Origin of the sequence: Sphingobacterium sp. MYb382 (assembly GCF_037572665.1) — a bacterium.
Lineage (GTDB): Bacteria > Bacteroidota > Bacteroidia > Sphingobacteriales > Sphingobacteriaceae > Sphingobacterium.
In genome coordinates, this window is the sequence record NZ_JBBGZT010000012.1 from 476,081 (window position 1) to 499,680 (window position 23,600).

Here is a 23,600-nt window from a genome sequence, read left to right on the forward strand (position 1 = left end):
ATATTTCTAGCGCAATTATTTTATTCAGTAACAAGGACTATACTATCAGCAGGGTCTACATCTTCCCAACTCACAATAACGCGTTGCGAGTCTATAGAATCCACTTGAATGCCTATATAATCGGGTTCAATAGGTATCTGGCGTGAGAAACGACGATCAACAAGAACCATCAATTCCATCTTCGCGGCACGACCAAAAGCCTGCATCGCATCCATCGCCGAACGAATGGTGCGTCCAGTCCATAAAACGTCGTCTACAAGGATTACATCTTTATCATCGATCAAAAAATCAATCTCCGTGCTGTTGGCCGCCAATGGAGCTGCACCTTTAACACGGAAGTCATCACGATAGAAAGTGATATCTAAAATACCCAACTGTATCTCGGTACCCGTCATCGCTAAGATTTCTTTCTGAATACGTTTCGCTAAGAATGTACCGCGTGGCTGGATACCAATTAAGACAGCTTTAGAAAAATCGCCGTGATTCTCAATCAGCTGTTGACAAAGACGTTTTAATGTAATCTGAAACTTGGTTCCTTCTAGTAAAATCGATTGTTTCATTAATTAATATTTAAATAACTGATTTTAAGCACACTTTATCAAAACACAACGTAATACGCTAACTGTAAAGACCGAGGTGCTACCTTCGCCCTTTTAGCAGACTATGCTATTCCCTGCAAATCTCGTGAATAATCGGCTAAATCCCTACCCATAAGGCTATGTTTTTTTCAAGATTATCCCCAAAAAAATGTTAAAAACCATATAAAAGGCGACCTCGTCCAGATATTTGTTAAAATACTAAAGCAGTACTAGCAATTTAGCACAGTTACAGGAAACAAAAATCACCGATTTTAAGGATAAAACAAGCTATGGAAACGTACATTTCACAAGCTAATCACAGGTCTTACACTCCAGACTACAGAAAGATTAATTCGTTCCTTAAAACTGAAAGTATACGCTAACTCTTGGTTACTGTAAGTCTACTTAATACTAACTCCAAATAAAGATATCCCCAACACCACTTTGCGCAAAAAAAGCGACTTAATTTTTGGTAAAAAACACGATAAATTAACTCTCATTTTTTGGTTTTATACGATACAAAATATTTTTTTTAACATTTTTTTACAAAAAAAACAATCCAATTACGCACCATATCTCCCACTTTATAGAGACCAGTGAGAGCAACTATTTTCTAAAAAGAAGATTTATTCATTTAAAATAAATCACAGATAGTTGCATGAACCACTTCAAAATAAAAATAACTCTGAGATATCTACAACGAAATAAAAACTAGCTCATTACCAAATTTAAATTCAATAATATGTCCTTATTTTTCACAAATAATCGAAAAAACGTCATTTCAAACGCATAAACATAAACCGAATATTCTTATTCATCTAAGAACTTTTAATCCTATTTAAAATCACAGGAATTGAAAAGGCTTAATTCAAATTAAGCTATTATTTCATAACAAAAAAAAAGAACAAAATTTAATTATTAAGAAAATTTTAAGGTTTAATTTAGAGTAATTAATATTGCACAAAAACAAGTAATATGCTATTTCTAACGCTAAAACAAAATCAGAAATAGGTTTTGCAAAAACGTTTAAGCATTTTGTCGTTAATAGGGAAATTATTCATTTTCCGCATCCTTGGATAAAGTAAGATTAACGAACAACACTCACCTTTCATACAAACTTTATCTCAAAAATACACAAAACCTAAAAATGGGGCTAAACAAAGATTAAGGCATAAAAAAAGAACAAAACTAGTATTCAATCTATTGTTTATGCAACGATAAAAAACATAAATAGTTGAAAAAACAATTAACGAACTCGTCTTCTCCAACATTCAATTCACACGTTTTTTATTTTTTTTTAGTAAGCAGGACAGTGCAGGATGGTTGATATTATTTCATATAATATATTTGGGCACTAACCAAAAAAACATAGATCCTCTTAACGACCTAATCATCTTAATTAGCATTAAGACCTGATTTATGTTTTTACGAATTAATAAAAAAAATAAACCTAACTAAATTACTAAACCAATGCTTAAACAGTTACCATTTAAGATGCGGCTCGTACGTTTATTATTTTTTACGACAGTCACCACATTCATCGTGGCGAGTGCTTGTAAAGATAAAAACGAGGTGGAAAGGGAGGAAATTCCTTACGACGCTAGCAAACCGATTAAACTAGACTTAGTTTATCCCGATTCAGGAAAGTACCTAGAAAAGGTTATGATTACTGGCGAAAATTTCGGGAACGATCCCGAGCAAATTAGAGTGTGGTTTAATGGCCGAAAAGCAGCTGTCGTTGGATCCACAGGAAACAAAATGTATGTCCTAGCACCTAGATTGCCTGGAGACACCTGTAAAATAGCTATCGCTATCGGGAACGATTCCGTTATCTACAAAAAAGACTTTTACTACAAGACTTCCGTAACCGTAACAACAATTGCTGGAAACGGTAGCCGCGCGAGTTATCGCGATGGCGACCTTTCGCAATCGATTGTTGCACCTCGTTATGTATGTGTAGACAAAGAAGACAACATCTTCATGATTAACCGAGTTGATGGTTTCGAACATATTGCTCGAATCGATGAAGAAAAGAACGAATTGATTACCATAGCTAGAAATGTACGTGCCAATGTACCTGCGGCAGATCCAGAAACTGGAGTCGTTAGTTTTCCTACAGAAACAACGGTAGGCTCTTACTACTCTTTAGATCCAAAAGAATTCTGGGCACCACGCGTTCGGGAGATGAAATGGCCTGCTGAAGGAGATCGACCAGCACAAGGATGGAAACACTCTATGGTGTTCAACCCGACTGACGGCTTTATCTACACCCGTTATTATTATGGTCAAATCGTTAAGATCAACCCAAGGACTTACGAGGTAGAAACCATTTACAAAACAGAACAAGGAGATAGTTTTGGACTAACTTTCACACCAAACAAGCCGAACATTCTTTATTTATCTTTCAACTCAGGCAGTGGTGTTAACGCAAATAGTATTTGTAGTATTGACGTAACTAATCCAACAACCACTTTCAAAAAACTATCGGGTTCTACCGCTGGTGGCCACCGCGATGGTAAATTGGAAGTTGCCCAATTTAGAGACCCATCACAGATTTTTACCGATGCTGACGGCAATATGTATGTCGCAGATAGTGGGAACCATTGTATTCGGAAAATTAGTCCTGAAGGATTAGTTGAAACCGTATTGGGAATGCCAGGTACTGCAGGATGGAGAGATGGTGGTAAGAAAGATGCTTTATTCAATAATCCTACAGGAATTGGTATCAGCAAAGATGGCTCTGTATACGTAGCAGACTTCAACAACAACCGGGTCAGAAAACTTTCAATAAACTAACCTTACCTAATTAACCTAGAAATGAAATTAAAAAACCTATTCGTATGGGTACTATTAGTAGTATCCGTGGTTTTTACTGCATATGGTCAAGATAATTCGCTTGTAACTGGGGTTGTAGTGGATGAAACTGAAGAACCTATTGCTAGTGTAACCGTATATCTACGTGACAAAATAAGTATCGGAACATCTTCTGACGCCAAAGGTAAATTTTCCATAAAGGCTGCTAAAGGAGATATGTTGGTCTTCAAATACATCGGATATAAAGATGTTGAGTATTTGGTAACAGACACAAAAGCAAACATAAAAATACAATTTTTCGAAAAAGCTGATGCCATCGACGAAGTCGTGGTCGTAGGTCTAGGTGGTACACAACGGAAGATTTCCAATGTGGCTGCCGTAACGAGCGTCGATGTAAAAACTTTACAAACGCCAGCTACCTCCATCGCAAACCTACTTGGTGGTAGAGCAGCCGGTGTAATTTCACTGCAAGGTAGTGGTGAACCCGGAAAAAACATCTCCGAATTTTGGGTTCGTGGTATTGGTACCTTCGGTGCAAATTCTAGCGCCTTAGTTTTAATTGATGGACTAGAAGGAAGCATCAACACGATTGATCCTGCCGATGTGGAGAGTTTTTCCATCTTAAAGGATGCCTCTGCAACTGCGGTTTATGGTGTTCGTGGTGCCAATGGGGTTGTTCTTGTAACGACTAAACGTGGTCAAGCGGGTAAATTAAACATCACCGGTAGGGTAAATGCTACAGCAAACTTCCTACCTCGCTTACCGAACTATTTACGTGCCTACGATTACGCGAAATTAGCCAATGAAGCTCGCGCCGTACGTGGTGAAACAGATATCTATTCTAATGTAGAGCTAGACATTATCCGTGATGGATTGGACAGAGATATGTATCCTGATGTGAACTGGCAAGAGCAGGTGATGCGTGATAACGGATTTAGAAATAGCTTTTATGCGAGTGCGCGAGGTGGTGCACAAGTAGCACGTTATTTCTTAAGTCTTGGTATGAGCGATGAGACAGCTGCCTATAAGTTTGATAAGAACAGTGTTTACGCCGCAAATTCAGGTTACAAAACGTACAACTATAGAACAAATATAGACTTAGAGCTATCGCCTACCTCCACGTTATACTTTGGTACAGATGGTTTTCTTTCTGTAAACAACATGCCTGGAGTTGCCAATACGGATTATATATGGAGGGCACAAGCGAATTTAAATCCTTTGTTGATTCCAACACGGTATTCAGATGGCAAACTACCGGCTAGTTCAAGTATAGGATCCTTAGCCTCCCCGCTCGTCATGATTAACCATATGGGCCGTAAATCAAACCAAGAATTTAGAGGTAAATTTACCTTAGCCCTAGATCAAAAATTAAATTTCATCCTACCGGGATTAAAAATTAGAGGTCAAGGGGCTTATGATATTGTAAGTTTTTTTGATGAAAACCGTTTATTAGCACCTGCACTATACCAAGCTGTAGGTCGTAACCAACTGGGAGAGCTTATTACCATTGAGCGTTCTCCATCTATACCTGTGATGTATGTAAACAATACGAATCAGTATAGAAAATATCACTTTGAGAGTACGTTGAACTATGAGAAACGCATCGGATCAGACCATAGAACATCGGCATTGATCTATTATTACTTAAGCGATCAAAAGGAAACCAAAAAAAGTCTTAGCAACCTAAGCGCCATTCCAATTCGCTACCAAGGGGTATCCAGTAGGTTCACTTATGGATTTAGAGATACTTATATGGTAGATGTAAACTTTGGATATACGGGTTCAGAAAACTTCCAGCCTGGTAAACAGTACGGATTCTTCCCGTCTATAGCTGGGGGTTGGGTGCCTACGAACTACGAATATGTTAAAGAAAACCTGCCTTGGATTAGCTTCTTAAAATTCAGAGGTTCATACGGTACAGTTGGTAATGACCGTATTACCGATGACCGTAGATTTCCGTACTTAACTATGGTAAACCGATCCATATCATCGCCATGGGGCACATCTGCCCTCATGGAAAGTGTAAATGAAAATATCATCGGTGCCGATAATTTACAATGGGAAAAAGCGATAAAAGCCAATGTCGGTATGGAGTTGAACTTGTTCAACGATAAACTAAACTTTATTGTTGACGTATTCAATGATCAACGGAATGGAATTTTTATGCAACGTGTTCAAGTTCCTGAATACGCTGGTCTAGTATCTATGCCTTATGGTAATGTTGGAAAAATGAAAAGCTTAGGTGCTGATGGAAGTGCGTCCTTCAGACAACAGTTAAACAAAGACATGAGTTTTACCCTACGTGGTAATTTCACCTACTCTAAAAATAACGTCCAAAACTGGGAAGAGGCAAATCCGAAATACCCATATCAAGAGATTTCTGGCTATCCACATAATGCCACCAGAGGCTATCAATCGTTAGGGTTCTTTAAAGATTGGGACGATGTGAATAACAGTCCTGCCCAATTTGGTAAAGTAATGCCTGGAGATATTAAATACAGAGATGTTAATGGTGATGGTGTCATTAATACGGACGATATGGTTCCGATTGCACATAGTAAATTCCCATTACTGATGTACGGCTTTGGGGGTGAATTTTCGTACAAAAGCTTTACCGTTGGTGTTTTGTTTAAAGGTACAGGTAAAACAGATTTCTTCTACTCTGGCAATGGAATCGGAACAGGCTATGTGCCTTTCTATGGTGGTGTTAATGGTAATGTTTTGGATATCGCTAACGACCCTAAAAACCGTTGGATTCCGAAAGAGTTTGCTGCATCCCATGGTATTGATCCTTCCTTAGCGGAAAACCCAAATGCAAAGTTCCCTAGATTAACCTATGGTAACAACAACAATAACTCCCAACTTTCAGACTTCTGGAAGGGAGATGCGCGCTATTTAAGACTTCAAGAGGTAAATATCAATTACAACTTAAAATCTAGTTTTTTACAGCGCATGAAAATATCATCTATTGATATGCAGTTTGTTGCAAACAACCTAGTTATCTGGGATAAGGTTAAAATCTTCGACCCAGAATTAGCTTATAAAAATGGAGAGGTTTACCCAATCCCAACCTCTTACATTCTACAATTGTACATCAACTTATAAGCCTACAAATTATGAAGTTATTAAATAAAAACAGCTATAGAATCGCCTTAATACCTTTATTATTAGCTATGGTATTGAGCACTATTTCATGCAAGAAATTCCTAAGTGTTGATAATTACTTTAGTGATGAGCTAAAATTAGACACTGTATTTGCAGAAACCAGGTATATAAAAGCATACCTATGGGGCGCTGCAGCCATGTTTCCTGATGAAGGGGGCTTGCAATACAATAGCCATACGCCAGGCCCTTACGCTACGGATGAAGGTTTCACGTCTTTCCTATCGAATGGCTACAGCGGAATACGCTTTATATTGGGCGAAATAACACCGAGCAACTTGTATTCTTTAAACCGTTGGGGAGATTATTACAAAATCATCCGGAAGTGTAATACCATTTTCACCCGCATTGATGAAGCGAAAGATATGAAGACACAGGATCGCTTCACGATTTTAGCTAATGCTCGTTTTATCCGTGCCTATGCGTATTACAATATTTTAGTGGATTTTGGTCCTCCTATTATCCTAGGCGACGAAATAATTGAATCAAATGGAACATTACAATCGTATAATCGATCAAGAAGTACCTATGATGAAGCCGTAGAGTATATATGTAAAGAGTTGGAAGAAGCAGCAACATTCTTACCCAACACACTGCCTTTAGTTGAATTTGGTTTACCAACGAAAGGTGCTGCGTATGGATTGATTGCACGTATCCGGTTGATACATGCGAGCCCACTATTTAATGGTGGGGATGCAGCACGCTCCTACTTCGGGACATGGAGAAGAACGAGTGATAACGCACAATATGTATCACAAACTTACGATGAGAAAAGATGGGCTGTTGCAGCAGCGGCTGCCAAACGCATTATCGATATGGGCGACGGTGGTATCTTCCGTTTGCATACCGTTCCTGCAGATAGTGAAACTCCAGCATTACCTGCTGGTGTAACATCCGACCCTAATTACTACCAAGAATGGCCGAATGGGGCTAACGGTATTGACCCATATCGTTCCTATTCTGAAATGTTTAATGGCGAGGCTGTAATTCCGGTAAATCCAGAATATGTGTGGGGAAGACGTAGTCCGCAACTTGTTTCTGAAACACGGACCTCATTTCCACAAAAATTAGATGGATGGAATGGCGCTGGCGTTCCTCAAAAAATCATCGACAACTACACGATGATTGATGGTCACGATATTGCCAATTCAAGCACAAATTATCCATATACAGAAACAGGATTTACAAACTCCGTAAAAATATTCTCTGGTTACAGATTAAACTCCAATGTGAGCAATATGTACGCCAACCGTGAGCCCCGTTTCTACGCAAGTATTGGCTTCTCGGGAGCTTATTGGCCAATGACGTCGTCTACTTCTTCAGGTTTTTTCAACCAGACAATTGAGTACTTCTTTGACTCTCCAAATGGTAAAGGATCTGTAAGTAGCCCTGTTGACTTCCCGATTACAGGATATGTGGTAAAGAAATTTATCCACCCTACTGATGCTTGGGGAGGAACAAACAATCGTCGAATGGACAAAGCGTTCCCAATCATTCGCTATGCGGAAATTTTACTTTCTTATGCGGAAGCTTTAAACAATTTAGATGGCTCACACGCAGCGGAGATAAATGGTTCATCCCAAAATTTCTCTAGAGACATGAATCAGATTAAAAAAGCCTTTAATCAAGTTAGATATAGAGCAGGCTTGCCAGGACTTAGTGGTAACGAAGATAAGGCTACCCTTCAGCGCTTAATTGAGAAAGAAAGAATGTCTGAATTCTTGTTTGAAAATAGACGTTACTATGATGTAAGAAGATGGGGTATTATGGAACAAGTAGAAAGTGAACCTATACGTGGTATGAATACTGAAGGGTCTAGAGATGTTTATTTCAATAGAGTTATTCCAAATACATCAAGAATTGGTGCGCGTGTCGTCAATAAGCGATTAGCCTTTTTACCAATACCATTGAATGAAATCAGATTACTTCCATCTTTAAATCAAAATCCAGGCTGGGATAACTAACAACCATTTGAAATTATTATGAAAAAATTAACAGCAAAACAGCTAAAAGCAAAATGCTCCATAGTTTGTTCTTTTTTAGGGATTTCAATAGGCTTATTGGGCTTGCAGTCCTGTAATGATGATGAAGTTTTCGAAAAAGAGCAATACAAAAATGTATTCGCGTTGATTAGTGAATCCGATAACGTAGCTAGAAAATTTCACTTTTTAGGTAAAGAGTCAACGGGTTACATTGCGGCTTCCTTGGGAGGCACAAAACCTACAGAAAAAGATATACAAGTGAATTTAGTGGAGGATAAAAGTCTTATCGATCAATTTAACAAGATCAATTTTGACAACGACGCTTCGAAGTATATCCGACCAATGCCGAAGGATAAATATGATATCGCTAGCATGTCGTTCACGATTCCTGCTGGCGAGATTAGTGGACGTCTACCGATTAAGATTAGACCCGATGGTTTATCTCCTGACTCTGCTTATTTTATTCCTTTGCGGGTGAATTCCTTCTCTGACTATGAGGCTAATCCTAAAAAGAACTACATCTTATACCGTGTAAAAACGAAAAACTACTATGCCTTATCGGATGGTACAACTTTGTATAGCATGCGTGGAAAATATAGACAGCAGGGATCTGCTTCCGAGCTAGAAATGCCCGGTAACAAAGTTATGCATCCAATAACGACGAATAGTATCCGTGTTATGGCCGGAAATGAAGCCTATTTATCAGACATAAGCACCTTTAACCGTGCGGCTATTGTGGTGACTATAGGAACGGATAACAAGGTTACGATTAAACCATATCGCAATCTTGTCGTTACGCAGGTAAATGGAGACCCTGACTTTCCGAATATTTTCAGAATTGAAAACGATGGATTTAAAACCTACAAAACATTCTTACTAAGATACAACTACGTAGCAGATGGTACGGTCGTTGAATTTAAGGAGGAGTTAAGGTTAGAGTTTAAAGCAGAAGATGAAGTGGAGAATTAAACAGCTCTACTGCTATTCAAAATAATCTAAAAAATAAACGAATGAACAACTATATTTTAAAATTCGCATTTGGAATAAGTATCCTGCTCTTGCTAAATAGCTGCAATGAGTTTAAGCGTACAGAAGTCGTTCCAGAGATTTATGTCGATAAATCCTCGTTTACGGGGTTTATTGGCGATGAGCTTCAACTAACAGCGAGTCCTACGAATGTAAATCACCATTTCGAATGGTCATCTGAAGATAGTAAAGTAGCCACTGTCTCCAGCGATGGTAAGGTTAAACTAATCGGTGAAGGCTTCACAAAAATTGTGGTCAATGCTGGAAACCTACAACGCAAAGTGGAAATCAACGCCTTGACTAAAATCCCTTTGGTAGATGTTGTGTTAAGTGATCAACGCTTAGATTTAACACCAAATGCTTCAAAAACAATCACTGTAAAACGTATTCCTGAAAATGCGAATAACTTAACAACAGCGATATGGACTTCAGAAAACAACAATGTCGCTACGGTAAATGAAATCGGACAGATTGTAGGTATGACTGAAGGTGAAACATCTATAAGCTACACCTTGGGAACAATTACAAAAAAGGTTAAAGTATCAGTTTCTTTTACACGACCGTTTAATGGGCCTCATGAGCTGAAAGCTGGTGTTGAAAAATTTATCAATGCGGCTGATTTCGATTTCGGTGGTTTAAACAGAGCATTCTTTGATAATGGAACAGGCGCAGCAGGATCTGATAGCTACAGAAGAGGTAAAGGAGATACGCAGAGTATTGCTGTTACGATTGAGGGTAACGGAACGAATATCGGTTACCTAGCTGCTGGTAAATGGTACCAATATACCGTTGACGTCAAAGATGCTGGTATTTATTTATTTGAGGCTTCTTTATCCGGAAGTGCCGTCGGGAAATACCATATTGAGGTTGATGGTGTAAACGTCACAGGTAATGTGGATGTACCGAGCAATGGAAGCTGGAACTCTTGGGTATTCAACCCGAACCCACCTAAACAAATTAACCTAGCACAAGGTGCTAGAAAGGTGCGATTCGTGATTGATCAATCCGGATTTAACTTTAGAGGCTTACGCTTTAGAAAAATGTAAAAACACATCTATTTCCGCTAAAAAGATTTTTAGCGGGAATACTTAATTTTAAAACTTGGGCAAATAGGCAGATCTCGTATCTGTCTATTTGTATTTTATGCCCTGTTAAAATCTCTATTCGACTTCCCTATTAACATCGACAGCCTCAGTAATCATTGCTTTAAAAGAGGCTCGCTTACCACCTAATTGAAGTAAGAAGTCGGTTATTACCGGATTACAACATCTTAGCAAATCTTAGATAAAACACGAGTAGAACACCAAACATCCGAACCATATGTCATACTATAAATTTCATTATCCGCGTGCCCTTAAGTCCCCGTCCTTTATAGAAAGAAAGACCTTATCTAGCAGCACTTCCTTCAAGCAGGAAGTATTATCTCAAGCGCTTCGTTAACCTTTAATATTAGGAAGTGTTATATTACCACTATCCATAAAAAAAGCCCTTTCCGATAACGAAAAGGGCTTTTTAAAAAACTGAAAATTCAGTATACAGAGCGTCTTACTTATTTAGCAGGTTGCTCAAAGTAATGTTTATATTGCGCATATAAAGCATCAACTTCTTTCTTCACATCGGGCTGATTTACTTCATCCATCAACTGTTTGTAACGTTGAATAGAAAGTAAACCGTAACGCATATTTCTAAACTCTAAGTTCGATTTATCGCTCGACACAGCTTCGTAATACGTCATATTCTCACGAATAAACTTCAAATTACGCTGTACTAAATCATTTGCTTTAGCAGTCTCTCCTACTTTATACATCGCATCAATAAGCGTTAAATAACTCATTGCTTCAGACATTAAGTAAGTTTTCTTCGGCATATTATCGTATGCATTAACCACCAATTTCTTCGCTTTATCTTTCTCGCCACCAGCGATTAACTGCTGTGCTGTCTGTCCGTAAATAGAACCTACAAACATGCTGATATAACGGTATGAATCAGGGTCTACGTAAGAAGCTTTACCGATATTTCCCCAAGAGAATTTATCCATAATGTTGGTATACGTCTGATCCACGTTAAGGATAGCGCTACCATCTTCTTCTTTCAAGCCGAAGTCTACAGGCATCAAGCGTAAAGCAAAACCTTCATTAACCAAGTAACGATCTAAACCGATATAGTTTTCTTCTGGTGTTGTCACCGTGAAGTAAATCGGACGTTTCCAGTTGTTGTTTGCTAAGATAGACATGATAGAAAGTTCGGCACGGCTAACATAGTTTTGGCTATATGTCCAACGCATAGTATCAACAATAGCGTCTTCCCATTCTTTAGGAACCACATGATTGGTTAATACAGATTGCTTATCAACACCCAACTCCATTTTTTTCGTTGGCAATAAGTTCACAAACTCACCATTTTGCAACTGTGCTTTGTTTTGTGGATTATCAGAAAGCATTACTTTCAATAAGTCCTGTACAGGCACGTAGCTTGGAATTTTATAATCTTGGTAGTAAATAACATCGCGCACACCATCCTTAATTAACTCAGGGTCGATTTGTATTGGTAATGCATCGGCATTATTCACCTTCTGCATCATTTGTTTCATATACCAATCAGCGCTTAATAAACTTAAGTTTACCACACGCACATCCGTACGGAATCCTTCTACCTCTTGCACATACCATAATGGGTACGTATCATTATCACCATAGCTAAACAAGATCGCATTTGGCGCACAGGACTCTAAATAGTTGCGTGCCATATCGCGCGCTAGGCTCTTCTCCGAGCGGTTGTGATCATTGTAGTTGTTAGCCACCAAGATGACAGGACCACCTAACAGACCAAAGGCTGTCGCAGTGTAGGCCGCAGCCTTAGCATTCACTTTCTTCTTCAAGAAATCAGCAATAGCTAACACACCTAGACCAATCCATATACTGAATGCATAGAATGAACCTGCGTAGGCATAATCACGCTCACGTGGTTGCAATGGTGATTGATTTAAGTACAATACAATAGCTAAACCCGTGAAGAAAAACAATAAACCTACAACACCAGCGTCACGTTGTTTTTTACCAAACTGCCAGAATGCACCAATTAAACCTAAAATTAAAGGCAAGAAGAAATACGTATTACGTGCTGGATCTTCTTTCGCCGAAGTAGGTAATGCATTTTGTCCACCTACCAACAGGTTATCAATAGGTTTAATACCACTGATCCAATTACCTTCGGTGTATGAACCCTGACCTTGTTGATCATTTTGACGACCGGCGAAATTCCATAAGAAATAACGTCCATACATATGTCCAATTTGATAACCGAAGAAGAACTTCAAGTTGTCAGAGAACGTTGGCGTCTCATTAGGGCCTAGACCTAAGTACTCTCTATAATAGTCTGGGTGCCCATTTTTCTCACTGTAAATACGTGGGAAAATTGTTTCTCTATCGTAAGAATATACCGAAGTGCGTTTCGCAACAGCATACTTATCGTTATCCTTACGGTATATCTTCTTACCTTCTTGCACATCTGTAGGGCGAGAATCGAAGTACTTACCTTTAAACAATGGTTCATCACCATATTGCTCACGGTTAAGGTAGCTTAAGAAGCTAAATACGTTGTCTGGATCACTATTATTCAAGGTAGGATTAGCCTTCGCACGAATGGTAATCATCGCAAAAGAACTGTAACCAAATAAGATAAAAGCGATACTAACGAAGATAATATTTAATAAAGGTTTTGCCTTTTTAATAGAATATACGATACCGTAAACCAATCCACCAATCACTAAAAATGCAAAAACTGTCGTTCCTACACCAAAGCCAGTACCTAAAGTATTGACGAAGAAAAGGTCGAAATAAGCAGCAAATTTAATCGTGTATTGAATCACTCCCCACAATGTAAAGCCTAACACGACAACACCTAGACCCAAAGCCTTAAGCATGCCTGCTGTTGTACTTTCCTTCGTTTTACGGAAGTAGATAACCATGGCAATAGCAGGAATAACCAATAAGTTCAACAAATGGACACCTATAGAAAGACCCATCACATAAGCGATAAGCACCAACCAACGGTCAGCACCGGGCTCATCAGCACGCACCTCCCATTTTAAAATCGCCCAAAATACAACGGCTGTACACAATGAAGACATCGCATATACTTCCGATTCTACGGCCGAGAACCAAAAGGTATCGGTAAAAGCATAAGCCAAAGCACCAACAACACCCGATGCCATAGTGATAAACAACTGACCACTATTTAATGGGGCATGACGGTCGACTCCCGTAAAAGCTTTACGTGCCAAGGCTGTGATACTCCAAAATAAAAAGAGAATGGTTAAACCACTGGAAACGGCAGAACCAATATTCATCCAAAAGGCGATACGTGTACCATCACCTAGCGCAAAGTTGGAGAATATATTTTGCAGCATTAAAAATAATGGTGCCCCTGGCTGGTGGACGATCTGCATTTTGAAAGCCGAGGCGATAAACTCACCACAGTCCCACCAACTAGCTGTGCGCTCAACGGTCATGACATACACTATCGTAGCGATGGCCGCACAGACCCAACCTATGAGGTTGTTAATCTTATTGTAATTCATTCGTGTATTGATAAAAGGTTATCCTACTAAAAATTATTCTCCGAAAATAAGGAATACTATCCTACAATGAAACATTATTAACAAATTTTAATGTAAGAACATCGATAGGTAGCTTATATTGTTGTAAACATCATTAAACCGAAATCCTAAAACAAAAAATATCACCCTGAAAATCAACATAAACAGCATAAAGAGCAAAAAAAGTTTTGGAACTAATAAAAACAGGCGTATATTTGCATCGTCAAAACAATCAAACGCTGATTGCTCTGACAAAAAGCTTGTCCTATAGTATAATGGTAGTACGACAGTTTTTGGTGCTGTTTGTCTTGGTTCGAATCCAGGTGGGACAACAAAAAAGAGGATAGATATCCTATCCTCTTTTTTCAAGCTTTTAAAACGTAATTTTATAAATTACAAAACACAACAAGTTAATCTTGTTACAACAATGTCCTATAGTATAATGGTAGTACGACAGTTTTTGGTGCTGTTTGTCTTGGTTCGAATCCAGGTGGGACAACAAAAAGAGGTAAGCTAAGCTTGCCTCTTTTTTTGTTTTATACCCCCTCTTTAAATTATGCAAAGCCCTTGAAAAACAATTTTGTTTTCACAAACATTTGGCTAACTTTGTGAGCAATAATTACAGACTGGACCTGATTTTCAGGTACTAGTTTTTTGTTGAGTTTTGTCCCATAGTATAAGGGTAGTACAAGCGATTTTGGTTCGAATCCAAATGGGGCAACTTTCTCAAAATTTGATGTGATAACAAAGTGAAAGTATTCAAGTTAACCCAACATAAAATTACGCACGATGCCTTTGCAATTTAACACGGTAAAGCTGTTCGCCGGCTCTGGAACAGAAGAATTAGCAGGAAAAATCGCTAAATCTTACGGTAAACCACTAGGTGATAAAACTTTATCCAAGTTTAGTGATGGAGAAATCCAACCTTTTTACAATGAATCCGTCCGCGGAAGCGATGTATTCCTAATCCAATCTACCAACCAACCTTCCGACAATCTTCTTGAACTTTTGCTGATGATTGATGCAGCAAAAAGAGCTTCGGCCCACTACATTACTGTAGTCGTTCCTTATTTCGGTTATGCGCGTCAGGATAGAAAGGACAAACCACGTGTGGCTATCGGTGCTAAATTGATTGCTAATCTAATTATGGCTGCCGGTGCACACCGCATCATGACAATGGATTTGCACGCTGCACAAATTCAAGGATTTTTTGACATCCCTGTAGACCACTTAGATGGTTCTATCATCTTCGTTCCGTACATCAAATCATTAAACCTACCTAACTTGACGATAGCATCGCCAGATATGGGTGGTTCTTACCGTGCGCGTACGTTTGCTAAGTTCTTCAACGCAGAAGTTATCATCTGTGACAAACGTCGTAAACGTGCTAACGAAATTGAATCGATGTCTATCATCGGAGATGTAAAAGGTCAAGACATCGTTTTGATTGATGACATCTGCGACACGGCAGGTACTTTATCGAAAGCGGCAGCTTTGATTATGGAAAATGGTGCTAACTCCGTAAGAGCGGTATGTACACATGCTGTACTTTCTGGTAATGCTTATGAAACCATTGAAAACTCTGTATTGACAGAAATGATCGTTACGGATACCATTCAATTGGATGCTGAGAAAGTTAAAAACTCAACGAAAATTAGACCGTTATCTACAGCGGATCTATTTGCAAATGCTATTAAAAACATTAACGAACACAGTTCAATCTCTGACTTGTTCGACATTAAATAAAAATTTAAAATAGGCGTCTCCAAAAAGACGCCTATTTTTTTAATAAATTTTTGTTTATCAAAACTTAAACCTATCTTTGCAACTCAAAATTTTAATTTAAAAAAAATGAAATCAATTGCTATTAGCGGTTCTGTAAGACAGAACGTAGGGAAAAGAGATGCAAAAGAATTGCGTTACCAAGGAAACATTCCAGCAGTTCTTTACGGTGGTCAAGATCAAACTCACCTTTCTGTATCCGCAGCTGATTTGAAACCAGTTCTTTACACTCCAGATGTTGTTTTCGTAGAATTAAACATCGACGGTAAAAAAACAAGAGCTATCGTTCAAGAAGCACAATTCCACCCACTTACTGACTTGGTTACGCACATCGACTTTTTAGAGTTATTCGACGATAAAGAAGTTGCTGTAAATATCCCTGTTAAATTAACTGGTACTTCTCCAGGTGTTAAAATGGGTGGTAAATTAGTACAAAAATTACGTAACCTACGTGTTAAAGCTTTACCTAACAACTTGCCTCAAGTAATCGAAGTTCCTATGGAATCTTTAGAAGTTGGTAAATCTTTCCGCGTTGCACAAGCTGCTTTAACTGACGCTAAAATCTTGAATAACTCTGACGATACAATCGTTTCTGTTATCATGTCACGTGCTTTACGTCAAGCAGAGCAAGAAGCTGCGAAAGCAACTAAAGGTGGTAAAAAATAATTTATCCCTTCGGGAAATAAAAAAGGCATCGAGAAATCGATGCCTTTTTTTGTATACAAAAAGAACACTGGCAAAAGAAAAGGTTTATCTAAGCCTATTCAAAGCTTAACCAACCATAATTCTTATACATTCTACATCCACCTCTTCATATTTTTTACATTACGCTTAAAGTCTATATGTAAACGATTGCTGAACAAGGGGGAAAATCTATTTTGTTTTTTTTATTTTTGCAGCATGAACTATTTAATTGTTGGATTAGGGAATATTGGTAAAGAGTATGAAGATACACGTCACAATATTGGATTTATGGTCCTTGACGAAGTTGCGAAACAAGCAGGCAGCTCTTGGTCTTTACTTCGATTAGCATACTACAGCGATTTCAAACTACGCGGAAAAAACGTATATATGATTAAACCGACCACCTTTATGAATTTAAGTGGTAAGGCGGTCAACTATTGGATGAAAGAGTTGAAAGTACCGATAGAGAACGTATTGGTCGTTGTTGATGACTTGGCCATCCCTTTCTCTTCATTACGCATCAAGCCTAAAGGATCGGCCGCAGGCCATAACGGATTGAAATCTATTGAGGAGCTGTGTGGCGGTCAAAACTACCCACGCTTACGTTTCGGCATTGGTGACAACTATCCGAAAGGTAGACAGGTAGACTACGTATTAGGTCCGTTTGATAAAGAAGAACAAAAAGATCTTCCGGCACTGATTGACCATGCCGTAAAAATGATTCAAAGTTTTGTTCAAATTGGTATTGAACTTACGATGACCAACTTGAACACGAAATAAATACGTCAAAGTAGATAATAAAAAAACGCGCTAAGCTCTTAAAGAGCTTAGCGCGTTTTTTTATTATTACCGGTATTGGAATACGACTATAACGTTTCGTTTAACCAACCGAAGAACTCTCGTTGCCATACTTGTGCATTATGACCAGAAAGTACCCAGTGGTTCTCATCCGGTAAGTATACCAATCTACTTTTTATACGTTTCAATTGTGCCGCTTGGAAGGCTTCTAAACCTTGACCAATTGGTACACGGAAATCTTTACCTCCTTGAATAATCATAATCGGTGTGTTCCACTTATCGACATGCTTAATCGGATTAAACTCCGTATATGTTTTCTCATTTGCTTTATCCCAGTAAGGGCCGCCTAGATCATGATTAGCAAAGAATAACTCTTCTGTTGTGCCATACCATGAAGTCATATCAAACAAACCACAGTGAGAGATGAACGTCTTAAAACGTCCTTCATGCACTCCTGCCAACATAAATACCGAGTAACCGCCGTAGCTAGCACCTATAGCGCCGATACGTGCTTTATCAACATAAGGCTCTTTGCTAAAATCATCTATTGCCGACAAGTAGTCACGAATCGCTTGTCCGCCCCAATCTTTAGAAATATCCTCATTCCATTTTGTTCCCCATCCTGGCATTCCTCTTCTATTTGGCAAGATAACGATATAGCCCTGTGAAGCCATCAGCTGGAAATTCCAACGGAAAGAGTAGCCTAACGTCGTTGCCGATTGTGGTCCTCCTTGACAAAACAACAAAGTCGGATACTTCTTCTTTGGGTCGAAGTTCGGTGGATAAATTACCCACGAGAATAAATCTTGCCCATCGGAAGCCTTCGTAAATCGTCCTTCTACCTTTGTTTCAGCTAAACCAGCATATACCTGATCATTAACGCCTGTAATAGGTGTTAATTTCTTCTGCTGTAAATGATACACAAAAAGCTCCGTAGCACGTGTCATCGTTGTAGACGTAACGACCAATCCGCCATCTGTCTCTCCCACGATTCCACTAATATCAAATTGACCGTCACTAATTTGCTGAATCTTAGGAAGGGCTTTATTTTTCAAGTTCGAAGGTACTTCAATGACAAACAACTGAACAGTACCACGCACAGGTGCCGTGAAATAGATTTTACGATTGTCTTTACTCCATATAAAAGAATTTACCGTTCCATCCCAATGTCCTGTCAAATTAATACGTTGTGAACTCCCTTTATCAAACAATAGAATATCTACTTTGTCGGCTTCGTATCCATCGGTTTTCATGCTTAACCAAGTCAAGCGTTGTCCATCAGGACTATATACCGGATGTGTATCGTAGCCCACCAAGCCATCGGTTAAATTCACCGTATTACCCGATGCCAAATCATAACGATAAATATCTGTATTGGTGCTTACCGCATAGTCATTACCAAACTTCTTCTTACATACATAAAGTACAGCTTTGCTGTCTGGCGACCAAGCGAAGTCATCGGCTCCACCAAAAGGTGCTTGTGGACTGTAGTAAGGTTCATCTTTCAAGATGTCAATGGCTTCACCAATTTGACCATCCGTATAAGATGCCACAAAAGGATGCTCAAAGCGACCGTCATTGAAGCTATCCCAGTGTCTATAGTCTAAGTTATCATATACGTAAACATTAGACTTCGTCAAATCAGCATATTTATCGGTGCTATGGTATGTTTTCAACAATACCGCACGACTAAACAAAATATGTTTCTTATCAGGTGATAGCACAACATTCGACAAACCTCCTTCGATAGAAGTCAACTGACGAGGCTCGCCACCTTGCAGGCTTTTTTGCCATAATTGACCTTGATAAAGATAAATTACATGGCCATCAGCGGTAATCTCAACCACAGATTCACCACCTAAACCAGACGTAAACTGCGTTGGCTGCCCTCCTTTTACGGAAGTGACAAAAAGATTTTTCTCCGACTTATTTTCCGCAAAATTGTATTGGGAAACGCCATAAACAACTTGCTTACCATCGGCCGATAAACCCTCAGCCGACACACGACCGAGCTTCCATAGTGTTTCAGCGGTCATTAAATCTTTACCTAAATGCTGCATTTTATCTGTAATCAATGATTTGTCGATCTTTACTTCCGGTGCCCGTTGTGCGCTCACCGACGAGCTCAAGCAGATCGCTGCGACTAAAACAGAAATTTTATTCATAAATAATACGCTTTTTTCAAGTTTGCAAGTTAAGAAATTAAAAGCTTTATCTGAACTTACGCCTGCCAACAAACGGCCGAACTGAACAACAAATTCTCAATTGTAACAATTGGAAATATTTCAATTACTTTTTTAAAAAAATAACTACTTTTACAATTGCACTCGCCCGAGTACACTATTTTTCTAAAATTGAAAAACTATTAAGCAATGAGAAAAAAAATCATCTCAAACAGAATTAACCTCATTTTTCTGTCAGTATTACTCATGTTGGGCGCTTGTTCTAAAAATGAAGGCCCCACTCAAGTTCCAAATCCCGAACCGCCTATAACTGGCCCAACCGATGGAATCGTACGGATATTGGCTATTGGAAATAGCTTCTCCGAAGATGCTGTAGAGTCCCACCTGTATGAACTAGCAAAAGAAAAAAAACAAAAGGTTATTATTGGAAACCTTTACCTTTCAGGTTCATCCCTCGAGCAGCACAAATTAAACATCGAGAATAACGAGGGAACCTACCAGTATAGAAAAATCGACACAACTGGCATAAGGATAAACAACAAGAACAAGTCCATCGCATTTGCCTTGGTTGATGAACCTTGGGATTACATTTCTTTTCAAGAAGGCAGTGCTAACTCGGGCAAACTAGAAACCGTTCAAAAATATTTACCTGCGGTTTACAATTTTGTAAAAACTAATGCGACAAATCCACATGTAAAATACGTTTACCATCAAACTTGGGCTTACGCTAAAAATTCAACGCATAGTGCTTTTCCAAACTACAATAGGGATCAATTGACCATGTACAATGCTATCGCGAATGTATCGCAACAAGTAAAAAATATCGTACCTATCGATATCATCATCCCTACAGGTACGGCTATCCAAAACGGACGCACCTCATCTATTGGGGATAATTTCACACGTGACGGTTACCACTTATCCAAACCGATGGGTAGATACACTGCTGCTTGCACCTGGTTTGAAGCAATTTTTAATCATTCGACGGTTGGTATGATCTACAAACCAAATGATTTCTCTGCTTCTGAAACAGCCATCGCTCAAAATGCGGCACATATGGCGAACTTAAAGCCATATGCAATAACAAATATGTCTAATTTCTAAAACAATTTTCTATTTATATTAATGAAATGACTGTCACCAAAAAACTGTTTTGTTTTTAATGACAGTCATTTTTTTGTTCACTACCTCATAAAGAGAAAACGCAATCTGATTATTATATAAATACGCATATATAAGTCCATAGCCTATCTTGTTAAGAAACCTTAGCTCCGTCCTTCTTTACCATCCAACTGATTCCAGTTGACACGAATCGACAAACGCATCAATACAGCAAGAATAATAAACACACCAATTGCTCCAGCAATCAAAGCATAATCTTGCAACTGCATCAAAGCGAAAACAAAAACATAGAAAACACTTAAAATACCAGCAAAAATAAGTGACGTCTTTTTATCCTTCGTAATACCATATACAAAGGAAACAATCAACCCTATCGTCGCTAAAGCAGCTACAAAATAGCTCCAGTTAAAACCTAGGTGCTCTCCTATAGCTAATAACAAAGCATAAAATAAGACCATCGCACAACCGATAAGTATATACTGTACAAAATGAACGCGCTGTTTTTTAAGAATCTCCGTAAAGAATAAAGAAGTAAAGGTCAATAGGATAACCAAAGCACCATACTTAGCGACCCGCGTTGTCTTCTGATAGTTATTAACAGACTCTAGAAAACTTACTTGCACCATGTCTTGCTCTGAAGCTAAAACGGAACTACTCGCTGCCGCAGGTTCTCTATACTCCGCATAGTAATTGACATCCCGAGCTTCTAAGGCATACATTAACTTATTCCCACCCGACCACTGCTGTGGAAAACTACGATTGAAACCCATCACATGCCAATCCGCAGCAAACTTATCTTTCCCTACTTCTCGATTCTCTGGTAAAAATCCACCATCGAAACTCGGATTACTCCATGCGCCATTGATTTTTATTGCCGTCTCCGCTGCTGTTGGGAACACCGTTAATGTTTTTGTTCCGCGCAACTCAGCCGTTATCGCAAAAGTTCCCTTCGTAGAGTGATTTGATAAATCTACAGGAACGGAAAGTACCTGCTCAAAAAGTTTCACCTCGTCTTGATCGACTTGGAAAGAAAGGTTGTCATTTCCCCATTTTAACGATGGATTTCCCTTTAAGCCTTTTAGATCACTAAGACCAATAAAAAGCTTAGCCTCCTGCCACAATAAATCTTCCTTACGAATATTCTCCTTGGATAAATCTAACTCAGCAAACTCACCACTAGCCTGCAAATCGGCATTATAGACTACAGACTGATAGATTCCTCTTTTAAGGTATTCTGGCTTTATCGTCGACGTAATTTGTGTCTTATTAGCGGTTAAAAAAACATAATCCCTTACCCATACAATCTCCGTTTTTGTCTTTCCTTTAGTATCTTCCGTCTGCACTTTCTCTTGACGCATAAAAGGAACTCCTACTATAGGCCCCGAAAAGACTTGTGCTCCACCCCATTTACTGGAAATCTCCGCGCTAACGCTGCGCTCTCGTTGGCTTCGCTCTTGAATCAAATCCTGAACCAAGTTCAAAGGAATTAACAAAAACAATACTAGAATAAGGGTCACCCCTAGCCTAAACCCAATAGAGCTAAAAACTCTTTCTAAAAATGACACCTGAATTTCTGGCTTAACTTCAGGCTTTGGTGTTTCTAAATTTTCCATAATTATAATTTTAAAAGTACTTTGTTTTTCAAAGTTGTTGGGTAAAAAATTTTATTTATACTGTAGTTTTATTAAATTTTCAAGCGCAGCCAAATGCTGTTCAAATGCTTTTTGTCCTTTATCAGTCTTTTTATAACGTGTATTAGGCTTTCTCTCGACGAAGCTTTTCTCCACAAGGATATAGCCTTCTTTCTCTAAAGTCTTCAAATTGGAGGCTAGATTACCATCGGTGACCTCCAACAAGTCCTTCAGCGAACTAAAATCGTACTCTTCATTGGCCAAGAGTACCCCCATAATCTGCAGGCGTACCCTATTTTCAAATACTTTATTATATAACGACAGATCCAATCCCACTTTATTCGTATTTCTTATAAACAATCAATCCATAGATGATATGCAACAGACCGAAGCCTAGCACCCAAAACCACAATCCGTAGCCAGGAAACAACAATGCCGTTAAGCCTAATAGAATTTCTAAAACACCCAACCAACGTACTTCTTTAAATGTGTAGCTGCTACCAGCGAGCAAAGCTAATCCATAAAACAATAATAAACTAGAAGCAATAAGTCCATATTGCCCTTTTATTATTAATATCAGGGAAAAAAGTCCGCCCGTCACTAAGGGCCCAGCGACTGCCAGCAACAAAGTTTTGCTCGTCACATTCCATATGGACTGCTTTATACGCTTCGCTTTTCGCTTCGCCATCAACAAACCCGTCGCTAAAGAAGCCACCAAAACAACAAAAGCGACGACAAGTAAATAACAAATCACCGGTTCTTCCATCACATAATGGTCGCGATATTCAAAAGTACTGGCAAAACCATACACTCTAACATAGGCAAAGCCTGCTCCTATCAAGGCATAAAGACCAATCAAAACTCCGGATAAACCCGAAATAGAAATGAATTTTGACGATTTTTCCATCAAGGACTTGATTTGTCCGATCTCTTTTAATAAATCTTTATGTTCCATTTAAAGCACTTTGAAATTCAAAGTAAATGAATATAAAACACTTATGCAAGAGCAAAAAATTATTTTATTTTTTTTATCATTTTTTTTCAAAAAAGACTTGCGAGATATGCTTTTCGTTTCTATCTTTGTGGCACAATAAAAGTCCTAAACAACTGCGGAAGTGGCGTAATTGGTAGCCGCACCAGACTTAGGATCTGGCGCCGCAAGGCGTGGGGGTTCGAGTCCCTTCTTCCGCACTTGATATCCTCCCGAACTTAATAAACTCGGGAGGATTTTTTTTGTAATG

General features: G+C 38.7%; 15 protein-coding genes and 3 tRNA genes. 12 read left to right on the forward strand and 6 right to left on the reverse strand.

Annotated features, from left to right (window positions below; translation table 11 throughout):
* Positions 1-20 precede the first annotated feature (20 nt).
* The gene (pyrR, locus tag WH223_RS07180; RefSeq protein WP_340046867.1) at positions 21-560 is read right to left on the reverse strand and encodes a bifunctional pyr operon transcriptional regulator/uracil phosphoribosyltransferase PyrR; all 540 of its coding nucleotides are present in this window, start codon (positions 558-560) and stop codon (positions 21-23) included.
* A 1,488-nt stretch (positions 561-2,048) separates the two neighbouring features.
* On the opposite strand from pyrR, the gene WH223_RS07185 reads away from it, so the two are divergent.
* Genes WH223_RS07185 through WH223_RS07205 form a run of 5 tightly spaced genes read left to right on the forward strand, consistent with a single transcriptional unit; the run spans position 2,049 to position 10,608 of the window.
* Entirely contained in the window at positions 2,049-3,374 is a 1,326-nt protein-coding gene (locus WH223_RS07185) for an IPT/TIG domain-containing protein (RefSeq protein ID WP_340046868.1), read from the forward strand.
* Between the two features lie 21 nt (positions 3,375-3,395).
* Complete coding sequence (locus tag WH223_RS07190; RefSeq protein ID WP_340046869.1) at positions 3,396-6,497, forward strand: SusC/RagA family TonB-linked outer membrane protein; 3,102 nt, start codon at positions 3,396-3,398, stop codon at positions 6,495-6,497.
* A gap of 11 nt (positions 6,498-6,508) precedes the next feature.
* Complete coding sequence (locus WH223_RS07195) at positions 6,509-8,518, forward strand: RagB/SusD family nutrient uptake outer membrane protein (protein WP_340046870.1); 2,010 nt, start codon at positions 6,509-6,511, stop codon at positions 8,516-8,518.
* Between the two features lie 18 nt (positions 8,519-8,536).
* Positions 8,537-9,505, forward strand: a complete 969-nt coding sequence (locus WH223_RS07200) for a BT_3987 domain-containing protein (protein WP_340046871.1) — start codon at positions 8,537-8,539, stop codon at positions 9,503-9,505.
* A gap of 41 nt (positions 9,506-9,546) precedes the next feature.
* On the forward strand, positions 9,547-10,608 hold the full coding sequence (locus tag WH223_RS07205; RefSeq protein WP_340046872.1) for a carbohydrate-binding protein: 1,062 nt from the start codon (positions 9,547-9,549) through the stop codon (positions 10,606-10,608).
* 503 nt (positions 10,609-11,111) lie between these two features.
* On the opposite strand, the gene WH223_RS07210 is transcribed toward WH223_RS07205, so the two are convergent.
* Complete coding sequence (locus WH223_RS07210; protein ID WP_340046873.1) at positions 11,112-14,141, reverse strand: DUF2723 domain-containing protein; 3,030 nt, start codon at positions 14,139-14,141, stop codon at positions 11,112-11,114.
* Between the two features lie 279 nt (positions 14,142-14,420).
* On the opposite strand from WH223_RS07210, the gene WH223_RS07215 reads away from it, so the two are divergent.
* From WH223_RS07215 to pth, 5 genes are all read left to right on the forward strand, one after another.
* Positions 14,421-14,491 (forward strand) — tRNA-Gln (locus WH223_RS07215).
* Positions 14,492-14,587: 96 nt separating this feature from the next.
* Positions 14,588-14,658 (forward strand) — tRNA-Gln (locus tag WH223_RS07220).
* Positions 14,659-14,948: 290 nt separating this feature from the next.
* Positions 14,949-15,905, forward strand: coding sequence for a ribose-phosphate pyrophosphokinase (locus WH223_RS07225; protein ID WP_340046874.1), 957 nt, complete (start codon positions 14,949-14,951; stop codon positions 15,903-15,905).
* Positions 15,906-16,010: 105 nt separating this feature from the next.
* Positions 16,011-16,607 carry a 50S ribosomal protein L25/general stress protein Ctc gene (locus WH223_RS07230; protein WP_340046875.1) on the forward strand — a complete coding sequence of 199 codons (597 nt, stop codon included), beginning with the start codon at positions 16,011-16,013 and terminating at the stop codon, positions 16,605-16,607.
* A 234-nt stretch (positions 16,608-16,841) separates the two neighbouring features.
* Positions 16,842-17,405, forward strand: a complete 564-nt coding sequence (gene pth, locus WH223_RS07235) for an aminoacyl-tRNA hydrolase (RefSeq protein ID WP_340046876.1) — start codon at positions 16,842-16,844, stop codon at positions 17,403-17,405.
* Between the two features lie 86 nt (positions 17,406-17,491).
* On the opposite strand, the gene WH223_RS07240 is transcribed toward pth, so the two are convergent.
* Positions 17,492-19,588 (reverse strand): S9 family peptidase, encoded by a 2,097-nt coding sequence (locus WH223_RS07240; RefSeq protein ID WP_340046877.1) that lies wholly within the window; start codon positions 19,586-19,588, stop codon positions 17,492-17,494.
* Positions 19,589-19,795: 207 nt separating this feature from the next.
* Here WH223_RS07240 and WH223_RS07245 point away from each other — a divergent pair, with 207 nt between their 5' ends.
* Complete coding sequence (locus tag WH223_RS07245; protein WP_340046878.1) at positions 19,796-20,710, forward strand: DUF4886 domain-containing protein; 915 nt, start codon at positions 19,796-19,798, stop codon at positions 20,708-20,710.
* 161 nt (positions 20,711-20,871) lie between these two features.
* On the opposite strand, the gene creD is transcribed toward WH223_RS07245, so the two are convergent.
* The 3 genes from creD to WH223_RS07260 are packed head-to-tail and all read right to left on the reverse strand — an operon-like array spanning position 20,872 to position 23,314.
* Positions 20,872-22,341, reverse strand: a complete 1,470-nt coding sequence (gene creD / locus WH223_RS07250; RefSeq protein ID WP_340046879.1) for a cell envelope integrity protein CreD — start codon at positions 22,339-22,341, stop codon at positions 20,872-20,874.
* Between the two features lie 51 nt (positions 22,342-22,392).
* Positions 22,393-22,695 (reverse strand): winged helix-turn-helix domain-containing protein, encoded by a 303-nt coding sequence (locus tag WH223_RS07255; protein ID WP_340046880.1) that lies wholly within the window; start codon positions 22,693-22,695, stop codon positions 22,393-22,395.
* A gap of 1 nt (position 22,696) precedes the next feature.
* The gene (locus WH223_RS07260; protein ID WP_340046881.1) at positions 22,697-23,314 is read right to left on the reverse strand and encodes a hypothetical protein; all 618 of its coding nucleotides are present in this window, start codon (positions 23,312-23,314) and stop codon (positions 22,697-22,699) included.
* 154 nt (positions 23,315-23,468) lie between these two features.
* Between WH223_RS07260 and WH223_RS07265 the strand changes: the two genes are divergently transcribed.
* Positions 23,469-23,550 (forward strand) — tRNA-Leu (locus WH223_RS07265).
* Positions 23,551-23,600: the final 50 nt, after the last annotated feature.

Bases quoted from the DNA above. Each gene is read 5' to 3' on its own strand.
- WH223_RS07190 (WP_340046869.1), top strand. From the start codon at position 3,396: ATGAAATTAAAAAACCTATTCGTATGGGTACTATTAGTAGTATCCGTG.
- WH223_RS07205 (WP_340046872.1), top strand. From the start codon at position 9,547: ATGAACAACTATATTTTAAAATTCGCATTTGGAATAAGTATCCTGCTC.
- WH223_RS07240 (WP_340046877.1), bottom strand. From the start codon at position 19,588: ATGAATAAAATTTCTGTTTTAGTCGCAGCGATCTGCTTGAGCTCGTCG.
- WH223_RS07245 (WP_340046878.1), top strand. From the start codon at position 19,796: ATGAGAAAAAAAATCATCTCAAACAGAATTAACCTCATTTTTCTGTCA.
- WH223_RS07230 (WP_340046875.1), top strand. From the start codon at position 16,011: ATGAAATCAATTGCTATTAGCGGTTCTGTAAGACAGAACGTAGGGAAA.
- creD (WP_340046879.1), bottom strand. From the start codon at position 22,341: ATGGAAAATTTAGAAACACCAAAGCCTGAAGTTAAGCCAGAAATTCAG.
- WH223_RS07200 (WP_340046871.1), top strand. From the start codon at position 8,537: ATGAAAAAATTAACAGCAAAACAGCTAAAAGCAAAATGCTCCATAGTT.
- WH223_RS07260 (WP_340046881.1), bottom strand. From the start codon at position 23,314: ATGGAACATAAAGATTTATTAAAAGAGATCGGACAAATCAAGTCCTTG.
- WH223_RS07225 (WP_340046874.1), top strand. From the start codon at position 14,949: ATGCCTTTGCAATTTAACACGGTAAAGCTGTTCGCCGGCTCTGGAACA.
- WH223_RS07195 (WP_340046870.1), top strand. From the start codon at position 6,509: ATGAAGTTATTAAATAAAAACAGCTATAGAATCGCCTTAATACCTTTA.
- pyrR (WP_340046867.1), bottom strand. From the start codon at position 560: ATGAAACAATCGATTTTACTAGAAGGAACCAAGTTTCAGATTACATTA.
- WH223_RS07185 (WP_340046868.1), top strand. From the start codon at position 2,049: ATGCTTAAACAGTTACCATTTAAGATGCGGCTCGTACGTTTATTATTT.
- WH223_RS07210 (WP_340046873.1), bottom strand. From the start codon at position 14,141: ATGAATTACAATAAGATTAACAACCTCATAGGTTGGGTCTGTGCGGCC.
- pth (WP_340046876.1), top strand. From the start codon at position 16,842: ATGAACTATTTAATTGTTGGATTAGGGAATATTGGTAAAGAGTATGAA.